9 protein-coding genes and 1 pseudogene are annotated in these 13,388 nt (G+C 53.8%); 9 read left to right on the top strand and 1 reads right to left on the bottom strand.

All coding sequences use genetic code 11. The features are described 5' to 3' along the window. The first annotated feature begins 16 nt into the window (after positions 1 to 16). The 5 genes from msbA (at position 17) to DES54_RS10090 (ending at position 4,945) form a co-directional block, all read left to right on the top strand. Positions 17 to 1,765, top strand: coding sequence for a lipid A ABC transporter ATP-binding protein/permease MsbA (gene msbA, locus DES54_RS10110; RefSeq protein ID WP_113867067.1), 1,749 nt, complete (start codon positions 17 to 19; stop codon positions 1,763 to 1,765). Further along, positions 1,762 to 2,763, top strand: coding sequence for a tetraacyldisaccharide 4'-kinase (gene lpxK, locus DES54_RS10105; protein WP_113867015.1), 1,002 nt, complete (start codon positions 1,762 to 1,764; stop codon positions 2,761 to 2,763). Before msbA ends, lpxK begins: the two co-directional genes overlap by 4 nt. A 101-nt stretch (positions 2,764 to 2,864) precedes the next feature. Beyond that, entirely contained in the window at positions 2,865 to 3,047 is a 183-nt protein-coding gene (locus DES54_RS10100) for a Trm112 family protein (protein ID WP_113867013.1), read from the top strand. Beyond that, positions 3,044 to 3,838: a 3-deoxy-manno-octulosonate cytidylyltransferase gene (kdsB, locus tag DES54_RS10095; RefSeq protein WP_113867011.1), complete on the top strand. Its 795-nt coding sequence runs from the start codon at positions 3,044 to 3,046 to the stop codon at positions 3,836 to 3,838. Before DES54_RS10100 ends, kdsB begins: the two co-directional genes overlap by 4 nt. Positions 3,839 to 4,051: 213 nt before the next feature. Then, positions 4,052 to 4,945, top strand: coding sequence for a YcbJ family phosphotransferase (locus DES54_RS10090; RefSeq protein WP_113867009.1), 894 nt, complete (start codon positions 4,052 to 4,054; stop codon positions 4,943 to 4,945). Here the strand turns inward: DES54_RS10090 and elyC are convergent. After that, positions 4,870 to 5,723: pseudogene (elyC, locus tag DES54_RS10085) on the bottom strand (envelope biogenesis factor ElyC). The gene DES54_RS10090 and the pseudogene elyC overlap by 76 nt on opposite strands. A 169-nt stretch (positions 5,724 to 5,892) precedes the next feature. On the opposite strand from elyC, the gene cmoM reads away from it, so the two are divergent. Genes cmoM through mukB form a run of 4 tightly spaced genes read left to right on the top strand, consistent with a single transcriptional unit; the run spans position 5,893 to position 13,145 of the window. Beyond that, positions 5,893 to 6,678 (top strand): tRNA uridine 5-oxyacetic acid(34) methyltransferase CmoM, encoded by a 786-nt coding sequence (cmoM, locus tag DES54_RS10080; RefSeq protein WP_113867007.1) that lies wholly within the window; start codon positions 5,893 to 5,895, stop codon positions 6,676 to 6,678. Continuing rightward, positions 6,675 to 8,000, top strand: a complete 1,326-nt coding sequence (gene mukF / locus DES54_RS10075) for a chromosome partition protein MukF (RefSeq protein WP_113867005.1) — start codon at positions 6,675 to 6,677, stop codon at positions 7,998 to 8,000. The genes cmoM and mukF overlap by 4 nt, the downstream gene beginning before the upstream one ends. Beyond that, positions 7,981 to 8,709, top strand: a complete 729-nt coding sequence (mukE, locus tag DES54_RS10070) for a chromosome partition protein MukE (RefSeq protein ID WP_113867003.1) — start codon at positions 7,981 to 7,983, stop codon at positions 8,707 to 8,709. Before mukF ends, mukE begins: the two co-directional genes overlap by 20 nt. Then, positions 8,706 to 13,145 (top strand): chromosome partition protein MukB, encoded by a 4,440-nt coding sequence (gene mukB / locus DES54_RS10065; protein ID WP_113867001.1) that lies wholly within the window; start codon positions 8,706 to 8,708, stop codon positions 13,143 to 13,145. The genes mukE and mukB overlap by 4 nt, the downstream gene beginning before the upstream one ends. Positions 13,146 to 13,388 lie beyond the last annotated feature (243 nt).

Below are 13,388 nucleotides of genomic sequence, written 5' to 3'. Positions count from 1 at the left end.
GGCTCAGGTTTATTGCATGCTGAATGATAAAGATCTCTCCACCTGGCAGACATTCCGTCGCCTATGGCCGATGATCTCTCCTTTTAAAGCGGGACTAATTGTGGCCGCGATCGCGCTGATTATTAATGCGGCTGGCGATACGTTGATGCTGTCTCTGCTCAAGCCCTTGCTGGATGAAGGCTTTGGTAAAGCCGATCGAACAATACTGGTCTGGATGCCGTTGGCGGTAATTGGCCTGATGTTGATGCGCGGCGTTTCCGGTTTTGTGTCCAGTTACTGCGTGGCCTGGGTTTCCGGCCAGGTGGTGATGAACATGCGTCGCCGCTTGTTTTCTCACATGATGGGCATGCCCGTCTCTTTTTTCGACCAACAATCAACGGGAACGCTTTTATCCCGTATCACCTATGATTCGGAACAGGTGGCGGCGTCCTCTTCCAATGCGCTGATTACCGTCGTCAGGGAGGGGGCTTCGATCCTTGGCCTGTTCATTCTGATGTTTTATTACAGTTGGCAGCTTTCCATCATTCTGATTGTCATTGCGCCTATTGTGTCGATTGCCATTCGTGTCGTCTCCAAACGCTTTCGTAATATCAGTAAAAGCATGCAGGACACCATGGGAAATGTGACCATCAGCGCCGAGCAGATGTTGAAAGGTCATAAAGAAGTGCTGATTTTTGGCGGTCAGGCCGTGGAAGGCAAACGGTTTGATAAGGTCAGCAACCGTATGCGGCAACAGGGCATGAAGCTGGTTTCGGCTTCCTCGATCTCTGACCCGATTATTCAATTGATCGCGTCGTTGGCGCTGGCCTTCGTGCTGTATGCCGCCAGTTTCCCCAGCGTTATGGAAACGCTGACGGCAGGAACGATCACCGTCGTGTTCTCTTCCATGATTGCGCTGATGCGCCCATTGAAGTCATTGACCAATGTCAATGCGCAGTTTCAGCGCGGAATGGCCGCATGCCAGACATTGTTTGCCATTCTGGATATGGAGCAGGAAAAAGATAACGGCAAACTGGAGATTGACCGGGCGAAAGGCGATCTCGAATTCCGCCATGTCAGTTTTTCCTATCCGGGAAGAGAGAACCTGGCGCTGGATAATATCAGCCTGCATATTCCACCGGGAAAAACGGTGGCGCTGGTTGGGCGCTCCGGCTCCGGTAAATCGACGATTGCTAATCTGATCACGCGTTTTTATGACATCCAGTCAGGCGAAATTCTGCTGGACGGCCACGATCTGCGTGAATATACATTGCCTTCGCTGCGTAATCAGGTGGCATTGGTTTCCCAGAATGTGCATCTGTTTAATGACACCATCGCCAATAATATTGCCTATGCCTGTAATGATCGCTACAGCCGTGAGGAAATCGAACGCGCGGCGACCATGGCGCATGCGATGGACTTCATCGGCAAGATGGAGCATGGGCTCGATACCATGATTGGCGAGAACGGCGTGCTGCTTTCCGGGGGGCAGCGCCAGCGTATCGCGATTGCGCGTGCGCTGCTGCGGGATTGTCCGATTCTGGTGCTGGATGAAGCGACATCAGCATTGGATACGGAATCTGAGCGGGCTATTCAGGCGGCGCTGGACGAGTTGCAAAGAGATCGTACCGCGCTGGTTATCGCGCACCGTCTTTCCACCATTGAAAATGCTGACGAAATTCTGGTTGTTGAAGATGGACGTATTATTGAACGCGGCGAGCATGCCGCGTTACTGGCCAATAATGGCGCTTATGCTCAGCTACATAAAATGCAGTTTGGCGTATGATTGAACGTATCTGGTCGGGCCGCTCGCCGATTTATTGGCTATTACTTCCTCTCTCACTGTTATACGGGGGCGTGACATTCCTTATCCGCCAAAGCTATCGCTGGGGCTGGCGTAAAAGCTGGCATGCGCCGCTACCGGTGGTGGTGGTGGGCAATCTGACTGCCGGCGGCAGCGGGAAAACCCCGGTGGTGATCTGGTTGGTCGAGCAGCTACAGAAAAAAGGCTATCGGGTTGGTGTGGTATCCCGCGGTTATGGCGGCAAAGCGGATCATTATCCCTTGTTGATTGATGAGGGTGTGACGACCTCGCAAGCCGGTGATGAACCGGTACTAATTTATCAACGTACCGGGGCGCCGGTTGCCGTGGCGCCGGAACGTCGTCTGGCGGTACAAACGTTATTGGCGCATTATTCTCTGGATGTGGTCATCACTGACGACGGGCTACAGCATTATGCGTTGGAACGTGATATCGAGTTAGTGGTGGTGGACGGTATTCGACGTTTCGGCAATGGCTGGTGGCTACCCGCAGGCCCCATGCGGGAGCGGGAAAGTCGCTTGAGGTCGGTGGATGCGATTATTGTGAACGGCGGCATGCCTCGTGAAGGGGAAATCGGCATGACGTTGACTGTCGGTATGGCGACCAATCTGCTGTCCGGTGAAAAATGCGATGTCGCACAGTTGCAAAATGTCGTGGCGATGGCGGGCATTGGACATCCCCCGCGTTTTTTCGCCACACTGCGTCAGTCCGGCGTCAATATTGCGCGTGAAATCGCCTTTGCCGATCATCAAAATTATCAGCCGGAGCAGCTTCAGGCGTTGACCGCTGATGACCGACAGCCGTTGTTAATGACGGAGAAAGATGCCGTCAAGTGCAGGACATTCGCCCGCGCCAATTGGTGGTATCTCCCGATTGACGCCACGTTGTCGGAACCGCAAGCGACGCAATTGCTCCGCTTGCTGGGAACGGTATTGAATAAGAGTTCCCCGCTTCTGCGGTGATAAACGATCACCACCACCACCTCGACCGCAGTAATTGTATTGCCGGGTAAATGCGCCGGCGGTCTGGTTATAACCCTGTTAGCTTCTATGATGGAGGAAGCATGGATCACCGTTTACTTGAGATTGTTGCCTGTCCGGTTTGTAACGGACGTTTGTACTTCAATAAAGAGAAGCTGGAACTGATATGCAAGGTTGATGGTCTGGCTTATCCGGTTCGTGATGACATCCCCGTTTTGCTGGAGAGTGAAGCGCGTGCTCTGGGTGCCGATGAGATAACACAATGAGTTTCACCGTCATAATTCCAGCGCGCTTTGCATCAAGCCGCTTGCCCGGTAAACCGCTGGCGGATATTAATGGCAAACCGATGGTGCTCCATGTGATGGCGAGAGCACTGGAGTCGGGGGCGCGGCGGGTGATTGTCGCCACCGATCATCCTGATGTTCAGGCTGCGGTTCAGCAGGCGGGCGGAGAGGTCTGTTTGACTCGCCCGGAGCATAACTCCGGCACAGAGCGTCTGGCGGAGGTCATTGAGCGCTATGACTTTGCAGATGACGAAATTATCGTGAACGTGCAGGGCGATGAACCGTTGATCCCGCCAGTCATAATTCGTCAGGTTGCGGAAAATCTGGCTTCTTGCCGTGCGGGTATGGCGACGCTGGCGGTGCCGGTAGAAACCAGTGAGGTAGCGTTTAATCCTAATGCGGTAAAAGTGGTTACGGATGCCGAAGGATATGCGTTGTATTTCTCACGCGCGACCATACCCTGGGAGCGTGAGCGGTTTGCTCAATCCAGAGAGAGCATCGGCGATCATTTCTTACGGCATATTGGTATCTACGCGTATCGCGCGGGGTTCGTCCGGCGCTATGTCAGTTGGCCGCCCAGCCAGCTTGAGCAAATTGAACTTTTGGAGCAACTGCGTGTGCTATGGTACGGCGAAAAAATTCATGTCGCGGTGGCAAAAGCGATCCCCAGTGTCGGGGTGGATACGCCAGAAGATTTAGCGCGTGTACGGCAGTTGATGGCGAATCATTATAAAGGCGCTGCGCCGGATCTGGGCGCATTCGAACGCAAATAAGCTGTTTGCGCACGCTTTCTGCGGGTAATGTCTGATGTCGGACGACATTGCCCGGCTTCTATTTACGCACGGAAAAGTGTTTTCCATAAGCGTTGCCCGTCTGACGTGAGTATTACTGATCTGGTTTTATTTGATCTGCATTGGGGAAATTGTCATCCGCTGACCGCATCATGACAACCGGGTCGCTTCTGCTCAGTCGAGGTTTTGCCGTTTATGGAACAGTTGAAATCGGAATTAAGCACGGTATTAGGGGAAAGCCTGAGCCGTCTTGAACGGATTAGCGAGCAACCCTATGCGGATTTATATGCTTTGTACGATAAAGAAGGTCATGCTATTCCTTTACTCGCTAAAAGCTATATATGTCAAGGGGTTGCTCAGCAGGAAGCGTATAAGTTGTCCATGCTGGCGCGTGAAGGCGATGTTCGCCTGCCGACGGTCTACGGTCTGGTCATTACCCAGCAAGCGCCTTATAAAGAACTGCTGCTGATCGAGCGCCTGCGTGGGGTATCGGTTGAAGCGCCGACCCGCACCACACAGCGCTGGACGCTGCTAATGGACCAAATCGTGGATGATGTGCTGGCCTGGCATCGTATTGATAGTCATAGCTGTGTCGGCTCTGTTGATAGCACACAGGAAAATGATTGGTTTAGCTGGTATCAGCAGCGTCTGGAAGTGTTGTGGTCCACATTGCTCAATATTACCGCACCGCAGTTAACGCAAGCTGATCGCAGCCTGTTATATCGTACCCGTCAGGAATTACCCGCATTATTTGATGATTTTCATGACAATTGTGTGTTGGTGCACGGCAATCTCTCGTTGCGGAGTATGTTGAAGGACGCTCGCACTGATCAATTACTGGCGATGATTAATCCGGGAATGATGCTTTGGGCGCCCAGAGAGTATGAGCTCTTCCGGCTTTGTGGGTCAGGGATGCCGCAACAGTTGTTATATCACTACCTGAAGAAAGCGCCGGTGGCGGAATCCTTTGTGTACCGGCGCTGGTTGTATGTCATCTGGGAAGCCGTTTCCCGCTACATCCACACCGGACAACTGGATCGGCAACTTTTTGATATCGCGTCACGTGAGCTTGCGCCCTGGCTTGAGTAGCTATTGCGCCAGTGGTGCTGGCGTTTCTTTCAGGCGTTGCCAGAGTCGCCCCAGGGTTTCATACCAGGCCCGTTCGCTATGAGACAGGTAATAGGCTGATGGGAGGATTTTTTCCCACGGGTTAAGGGCGGTAGTGATGGCTAACTGGTTAGCTGGCGCAGGCAGGGGATTAAGTCCCGCGGCCTGGAAAAAGCGCATGGCGCGCGGTAAATGATTCGCCGAAGTGACCAGCCAGCGGTTGCGAACCGACGATTTTCGCGGTGCCGGCCGCTTCTTCTTCCGTATCCCTTGCGGTATCCACCAGCAAAATATCCTGTGGCGGCACGCCCAGACTTTCGGCAACCAGCGCTGCGGTTTTGGCGCTGCTGACCGGATTCCCGCGCGCCGCCGCACCGGTGAAAATTATTTTTGCCCCCGGATTGGCATGATAGAGACGGATTCCTTCGGTGACGCGCGGCAGGCTGTTGCCGATGAGGTTGGAACTGGGCGCCCAGTCAGGGTTATAGGTATAGCCGCCGCCCAGCACCACGATATAATCGGCCTGAGGTCGATCGGCTTGCCAGGTGGGATAGTGAGTTTCCAGCGGCAGCAGCAGGCGATCGGCAATCGGCTGGATGCTGATCAACATCAGGGTAAGCCAGCTTGCCAGAATCAGCGTTTTGCCGGTGCGCTGGCGATGGGTGAACCACAGCAGAAGTAAGCCGATGCCCATCACCAACAACAGCAATGGAAGGGGCTGCAACAGGCCGCCGACAAATTTTTTTAGCGTGAACAGCATATAATTGCATTCCTTTTGAGTGAAAAAACCGCAACCGGGCAGATATTATGCGGTAAGACGATTTATTCTAAGTCAGCCTGTGCGAAAATGGCAGGTCAAGGCATCCGCGCTGCTGTATTGCCGGGCGCTTTTTATTTGCCCTGAATACTATATGCGGAACCATTGAGCCATGCAGGATCGCAATTTTAACGACATCGCAGAAAAATTTGCCCAGAACATTTATGGCACAACCAAAGGTACACTGCGACAAGCGGTTTTATGGCAGGATTTGGCTGGTCTGCTCGCCCGGTTTCCGGCACGACCATTGAATATTCTGGATGCGGGCGGCGGCGAAGGGCATATGGCCTGCCGTCTGGCAGCTTTAGGACATCAGGTCTTGTTGTGCGATTTATCAGATGAGATGATTCAGCGTGCTAAACAGGCGGCGACCACGCAAAACGTGATCAGCAATATGCGTTTTGTACAAAGTGCCGCGCAGGATATCGCGCAATATATGGAAAGACCCGCCGATCTGATATTGTTTCATGCGGTGCTGGAATGGGTGGCGCAGCCGAGGCAGGCGCTGGAAAAATTGAATGAGTGTCTGTCTCCGGGTGGCGCGTTATCCCTGATGTTTTATAACCAGCACGGTTTGCTGATGCGCAACATGGTGTTGGGTAATTTTGCCTATGTGCAGGCCGGAATGCCCAAGCGTAAGCGACGGTCATTATCACCGGATCATCCGCTGGAGCCTCAGCAGGTTTACGGGTGGCTTGAAGAGATGGGGCTGTCCATCAGCGGTAAAACCGGCGTCCGGGTATTTCACGATTATTTGCAGAATAAACAGCAACAACGTGATAATTTTGCTGAGATTCTTGAGCTTGAACAGCGTTATTGCCGGCAGGAACCCTTCGTCAGTTTGGGTCGTTATATCCATGTCATGGCGCATAAACCCCATTTGAAGGATGCATTATGAGTGATTTTTCCCAGACTGTACCCGAACTGGTCGCCTGGGCACGAAAAAATGATTTTTCCCTTTCCCTTCCCACTGAGCGGCTGGCCTTTTTACTGGCGATAGCCACGCTCAATGGCGAGCGTATGGATGGTGAAATGAGCGAAGGCGAACTGGTTGATGCGTTTCGCCATGTCAGTCAGGGATTTGAACAAACGGACGAAACCATTACGGTTCGCGCCAATAACGCCATCAATGATTTGGTTCGCCAGCGATTGCTCAACCGCTTTACCAGCGAACAGGCGGAAGGCCATGCCATCTATCGGCTGACGCCGTTGGGCATCGGCATCACTGACTACTATATTCGGCAGCGTGAGTTTTCCGCGCTGCGCCTTTCCATGCAGCTTTCGATTGTGGCCCAGGAGCTCAGCCGGGCGGCGGATGCGGCGCAAGAGGGCGGCGATGAGTTTCATTGGCACCGCAATGTGTTCGCGCCGTTGAAATACTCGGCCGCGGAAATTTTTGACAGTATCGATTTATCTCAGCGCGTAATGGATGAGCAACAACAGGGCGTAAAAGAGGATATTGCCGCGCTGTTGAATCAGGACTGGCGAGCGGCGATCAGCAGTTGCGAACAGTTGCTGACGGAAACCTCAAGCACACTGCGTGAATTACAGGATACGCTGGAGGCCGCGGGCGACAAGCTTCAGGCCAGCCTGCTGAGTATTCAGGACGCGATCCTCAATAATCCTCACAATCTGGAGTTTGTCGATAAGCTGGTCTTTGATCTGCAAGGCAAACTTGATCGCATTGTCAGTTGGGGCCAGCAAACCATCGATTTATGGATTGGCTACGACCGGCATGTGCATAAATTTATCCGTACCGCCATTGATATGGATAAAAACCGGGTATTCGCCCAACGCCTGCGTCAGTCGGTGCAAAGCTATTTCGACCATCCCTGGGCGCTCACCTTTGCCAATGCCGAACGCCTGCTGGATATGCGCGATGAAGAGTTGACGTTGCGCAGCGACGAGGTGACAGGGGAATTGCCGCCCGATCTGGAATATGAAGAATTCAGTGAAATACGCGAGCAGTTGATTGCGTTGGTCGAACAGTCGTTACAGAAATATAAAGAGCAGCAAATACCGCTTAATTTAAGCGATGTGATGCGCGATTATCTTGCGCAGTATCCTCGTTCCCGGCACTTTGATGTTGCCCGAATCGTGGTCGACCAGGCGGTGCGTCTGGGCGTGGCCGAAGATGATTTCACCGGATTGCCTGCATTGTGGCAGGTAATCAATGATTACGGAGCCAAGGTACAGGCCCATGTCATCGACAAATATTGAACATATCATGCCAGCCAGACTGGTCACGGCGCTGTCGAATATGCTGTTTCCCGCGCTGGACAGTCAACTGCGCTCAGGTCGTCATATCGGCATTGAAGAGTTGGAAAACCATGCGTTCCTGATGGATTTTCAGGAAGAACTGGAAACGTTTTACAGCCGCTATAACGTCGAACTAATCCGTGCGCCGGAAGGTTTCTTCTATCTGCGCCCGCGCTCCACCACATTAATTCCGCGTTCGGTGCTGTCCGAATTGGATATGATGGTGGGGAAACTTCTGTGCTATCTCTACCTCAGCCCGGAGCGTCTGGCGCACGAGGGGATTTTCAGCCAGCAGGAAATGTACGAAGAGTTGCTCGGCCTGGCGGATGAAAACAAATTACTCAAGTTGGTTAACCAGCGTTCAACAGGTTCCGATCTGGATCGCCAGAAATTACAGGAAAAAGTGAGAACCTCGCTGAATCGCTTGCGACGGCTGGGGATGATCTACTTTATGGGCAACGACGGCAGCAAGTTTCGTATCACCGAGTCGGTGTTCCGCTTCGGCGCCGATGTGCGTAGCGGCGATGATGCGCGCGAGGCGCAATTACGGATGATCCGTGATGGTGAAGCGATGCCGGTCGACGGCAACCTGTCACTGAAAGATGAAAGCGACGAGAACGATCGCACAGACGATACCCCGCCTGAGCGTATTGAGGATGAACAGGAATGATTGAACGCGGTAAATTTCGCTCACTGACGCTGGTCAACTGGAATGGTTTTTTCGCCCGCACGTTTGATCTGGATGAACTGGTCACCACGTTGTCGGGCGGTAATGGGGCCGGGAAATCCACAACCATGGCGGCGTTTATTACGGCCTTGATCCCCGATCTGACTTTGCTGCACTTCAGAAACACCACGGAAGCGGGCGCCACCAGTGGTTCCCGTGATAAAGGGTTGCACGGCAAATTGCGCGCCGGCGTGTGTTATTCCACGCTGGATGTGGTCAATTCCCGTCATCAGCGCGTGCTGGTGGGGGTTCGTTTGCAGCAGGTCGCCGGACGCGATCGCAAAGTCGATATCAAACCGTTTACCATTCAGGGGCTACCCACCTCAATGCAGCCGACGCAATTGCTGACCCAGACGGTAGGTGATCGTCAGGCGCGGGTTCTTTCACTGGCGGAACTGAAAGAACGCGTCGAAGAGATGGAAGGCGTGCAGTTCAAGCAGTTCAATTCCATCACTGACTATCACTCCCTGATGTTTGATCTGGGGGTGGTGCCGCGTCGTCTGCGTTCCGCCTCCGACCGCAGCAAGTTCTATCGTTTGATTGAAGCCTCATTGTACGGCGGTATTTCCAGCGCCATTACCCGCTCATTGCGTGATTATCTGCTGCCGGAAAACAGCGGGGTGCGCAAGGCGTTTCAGGATATGGAAGCAGCGTTGCGGGAAAACCGCATGACGCTGGAAGCGATTCGCGTTACCCAATCCGATCGTGATCTGTTCAAGCATTTGATTTCCGAAGCGACCTCCTATGTGGCCGCCGACTATATGCGCCATACCAACGAACGCCGAATTCATCTGGATAGCGCGTTGGAACTGCGGCGCGACCTGTTCGGCAGCCGTAAACAGCTTGCCGCCGAGCAATATCGCCATGTGGAAATGGCGCGTGAACTGGAAGAACAGAGCGAGGCGGAAAATGATCTGGAAACGGATTATCAGGGGGCCAGCGATCACCTGAATCTGGTGCAGACCGCGCTGCGTCAACAGGAAAAAATCGAGCGGTATAACGCGGATCTGGAAGATCTTAGCTACCGTCTCGAAGAGCAAAATGAGATTGTTGAAGAAGCGCGCGAACAGCAGGCTGAAAACGAAGCGCGCGCCGATGCCGCCGAGCAGGAAGTGGATGAACTGAAAAGCCAGTTGGCGGACTATCATCAGGCGCTGGACGTACAGCAGACGCGCGCGATTCAGTACCAGCAGGCGCAACAAGCGCTGGAGCGCGCCCGCACCTTGTGTCAATTGCCGGATCTGACCGCGGATAACGCGGATGAATGGCTGGACAGTTATCAGGCGAAAGAGCAGGAAGCCACGGAAATGTTGTTGATGCTTGAGCAAAAGCTGAGCGTGGCCGATGCCGCGCATAGCCAGTTTGAGCAGGCCTATGATCTGGTTTCCCGCATTGCCGGTGCGGTCAGCCGCCGCGAAGCCTGGCAGGTGGCGCGCGATTTGTTGCGCGAGAGTTCTTCCCAGCGCTATCAGGCCGAGCAGGTGCAACCGTTGCGGATGCGCTTATCGGAACTGGAGCAGCGTCTGCGTGAGCAGCAGGATGCCGAGCGCCTGTTGCAGGAGTTCAACAAGCGCTACGGGCAGGATTGCCAGCCGGAAGAACTGGATTCTCTGCAACAGGAACTGGATGCGCAGATTGAATCGTTGTCAACGCTGGTGGCTGAGGCCGGCGAGCGCCGTATGGCGTTGCGTCAGGAACTGGAACAGATCCAGCAACGTATTCAGCAGTTGACCGCCCGCGCCCCGGTGTGGCTGGCCGCGCAGGAAACGTTGACCCAACTGAGCGAGCAAAGCGGCGAAACATTCGCGGACGGTCGTCAGGTGACGTCGTTCATGCAGCAATTGCTGGAGCGCGAGCGCGAAACCACGGTGGAGCGCGATGAGATCGCAACGCGCAAGCGCCAGATTGAAGCCCAGATCGAACGGCTGAGTCAGCCTGGCGGTTCGGAAGATCCGCGCCTGAATGCGTTGGCGGAGCGCTTTGGCGGCGTGTTGCTGTCAGAGATCTACGACGACGTTACGCTGGATGATGCGCCTTATTTTTCGGCGCTTTACGGCCCTTCGCGGCATGGGATTGTGGTCGCGGATCTATCGCTGGTGCGGGAACAATTGGCGGGGCTGGATGATTGCCCGGAAGATTTATATCTGATCGAGGGTGATCCGCAGTCGTTCGACGACAGCGTGTTTGCGGTGGAGGAACTGGAACGCGCGGTGGTGGTGAAAGTCGCGGAGCGTCAGTGGCGCTATTCCCGTTTCCCGGCGGTGCCTCTGTTTGGGCGGGCGGCGCGTGAAATGCGGCTGGAAAGCCTACGTGATGAGCGCGAAGCGCTGGCGGAACAGTATGCGACTCTCTCTTTTGACGTGCAAAAGACGCAACGTTTACATCAATCGTTCAGCCGTTTTATCGGTACGCATCTGGCCGTTGTCTTTGACGACGACCCTGAAGCGGATATTCGCGATTTAACTTCCCGCCGTGGTGAGCTAGAGCGCGCTATCGCCAACTTTGATGGCGAAAACCAGCAGCAGCGTCAGCAGTACGAACAAGCGAAAGAGCTCAGCGCCATGCTGAATAAGCTGATCCCGCGCCTCAGCCTGCTGGCCGATGACAGCCTGCACGATCGGGTTGAAGAAATTCGTGCGGAGTTGGCGGAAACGGAAGCGTCGGCGCGTTTTATTCAGCAACATGGCGCGACGTTGGCAAAACTGGAACCGATGGTTTCGGTGTTGCAAAACGATCCGCAGCAGCATGAACAGCTAAAAGAAGACTATGCGCAGGCGCAGAATGCGCAGCGCCACGCCAAACAACAGGCATTTTCCCTGACGGAGGTGGTACAGCGTCGGGCGCATTTCAGCTACACCGACGCTGTCGGGATGCTGAGCGAAAACAGCGACCTGAACGACAAACTGCGTCAGCGTCTGGAACAGGTGGAAGCCGAACGGACGAAAGCTCGTGAGCAACTCCGCCAGCATCAGTCGCTGTTGACGCAATACAGTCAGTTGCAGGCTTCACTGAAAAGCGCCTATGACGCCAAGCGCGACATGCTGAAAGAACTGACCCAGGAGCTTGAGGATATTGGCGTCCGCGCCGATCCGGATGCCGAATCGAGGGCTCGTCAGCGCCGGGACGAACTGCATGCCGCGTTGAGCGCCAATCGCTCGTGCCGTAATCAGTTGGAAAAACAACTCACGTTCTGCGAAGCGGAAATGGAAAGTCTGCACAAGAAACTGCGTAAGCTGGAACGCGATTATCATCAGATGCGCGAGCAGGTGGTTAGCGCAAAAGCGGGTTGGTGTGCGGTGATGCGTCTGGTAAAAGATAATGGCGTCGAGCGTCGCTTGCATCGCCGTGAATTAGCCTACATGGATGGCGAAGAACTGCGTTCGATGTCGGATAAGGCGTTGGGCGCCTTGCGTCTGGCGGTGGCGGATAACGAGCATCTGCGTGATGTTCTGCGTCTTTCGGAAGATCCCAAGCGTCCTGAGCGTAAAATTCAGTTTTATATTGCGGTATACCAGCACCTGCGCGAACGTATCCGGCAGGATATCATCCGCACCGATGATCCGGTCGAAGCCATTGAACAGATGGAGATCGAGCTTAATCGTCTGACCGAAGAACTGACGGCGCGTGAACAAATGCTGGCAATCAGTTCACGCAGCGTGGCGAACATTATCCGCAAGACCATCCAGCGCGAACAGAACCGTATTCGGATGTTGAATCAGGGGCTGCAATCAGTGGCGTTTGGTCAGGTAAAAAGTGTGCGTCTGAACGTAAATGTACGTGAAACACATACCACGCTGTTGAATGTGCTGGCGGAACAACAAGAGATCCATCAGGATCTGTTCAACAGTAACCGGCTGACCTTCTCTGAAGCGTTGGCAAAACTGTATCAACGGTTGAACCCGGAAATCGACATGGGCCAACGCACGCCGCAAACCATTGGCGAGGAACTGCTGGATTACCGTAACTATCTGGAAATGGAAGTTGAGGTTAACCGTGGCGCCGATGGCTGGTTGCGTGCTGAAAGCGGGGCGTTGTCAACCGGGGAAGCGATCGGGACGGGGATGTCGATTCTAGTCATGGTGGTTCAGAGTTGGGAAGAAGAGTCCAAGCGATTACGCGGCAAAGATATTTCGCCATGTCGTTTACTGTTTCTGGATGAAGCGGCGCGCCTGGATGCTAAATCGATCGCGACCTTGTTCGAACTCTGTGATCGTCTGGAAATGCAGTTGATCATCGCCGCGCCGGAAAATATCAGCCCGGAAAAAGGCACCACCTATAAGCTGGTGCGTAAGGTGCATCAAAATCATGAGCACGTGCATGTGGTAGGCTTACGTGGTTTTGCAAGTGACGCGCCGGAAATTGCGGAACGGGCTTCTTAGCATCTTTTTGCCGCAATTAAATCACAAAGCCGCTTTTTTAAGCGGCTTTACTTTTGGCGGGCGATTGAGATTGGCGTATCGATAATAAATAACTCGCCAGTCCAGTAAGATAATCGTGTGATGAGAGAAGCAAAATTACTTTTCTCTTTATATACTGATGAACAGACGGATGAGTTATTCCAGTCTGAAGGGGAATATTCGGCGTATTGAATATCACCGCATAAAATCATAATTTTTTCTTTG

The sequence above is a fragment of the Brenneria salicis ATCC 15712 = DSM 30166 genome (genome assembly GCF_003315515.1).
GTDB classification, from domain to species: domain Bacteria; phylum Pseudomonadota; class Gammaproteobacteria; order Enterobacterales; family Enterobacteriaceae; genus Brenneria; species Brenneria salicis.
The sequence above is the reverse complement of the archived record's forward strand: the minus strand, read 5'-3'. Positions and strand labels throughout refer to the sequence as shown.

Excerpts from the sequence above, each read along its gene's own strand:
- DES54_RS10100 (WP_113867013.1), top strand. The coding sequence starts at position 2,865 with ATGGATCACCGTTTACTTGAGATTGTTGCCTGTCCGGTTTGTAACGGA.
- cmoM (WP_113867007.1), top strand. The coding sequence starts at position 5,893 with ATGCAGGATCGCAATTTTAACGACATCGCAGAAAAATTTGCCCAGAAC.
- mukB (WP_113867001.1), top strand. The coding sequence starts at position 8,706 with ATGATTGAACGCGGTAAATTTCGCTCACTGACGCTGGTCAACTGGAAT.
- kdsB (WP_113867011.1), top strand. The coding sequence starts at position 3,044 with ATGAGTTTCACCGTCATAATTCCAGCGCGCTTTGCATCAAGCCGCTTG.
- DES54_RS10090 (WP_113867009.1), top strand. The coding sequence starts at position 4,052 with ATGGAACAGTTGAAATCGGAATTAAGCACGGTATTAGGGGAAAGCCTG.
- lpxK (WP_113867015.1), top strand. The coding sequence starts at position 1,762 with ATGATTGAACGTATCTGGTCGGGCCGCTCGCCGATTTATTGGCTATTA.
- mukF (WP_113867005.1), top strand. The coding sequence starts at position 6,675 with ATGAGTGATTTTTCCCAGACTGTACCCGAACTGGTCGCCTGGGCACGA.
- msbA (WP_113867067.1), top strand. The coding sequence starts at position 17 with ATGCTGAATGATAAAGATCTCTCCACCTGGCAGACATTCCGTCGCCTA.
- mukE (WP_113867003.1), top strand. The coding sequence starts at position 7,981 with ATGTCATCGACAAATATTGAACATATCATGCCAGCCAGACTGGTCACG.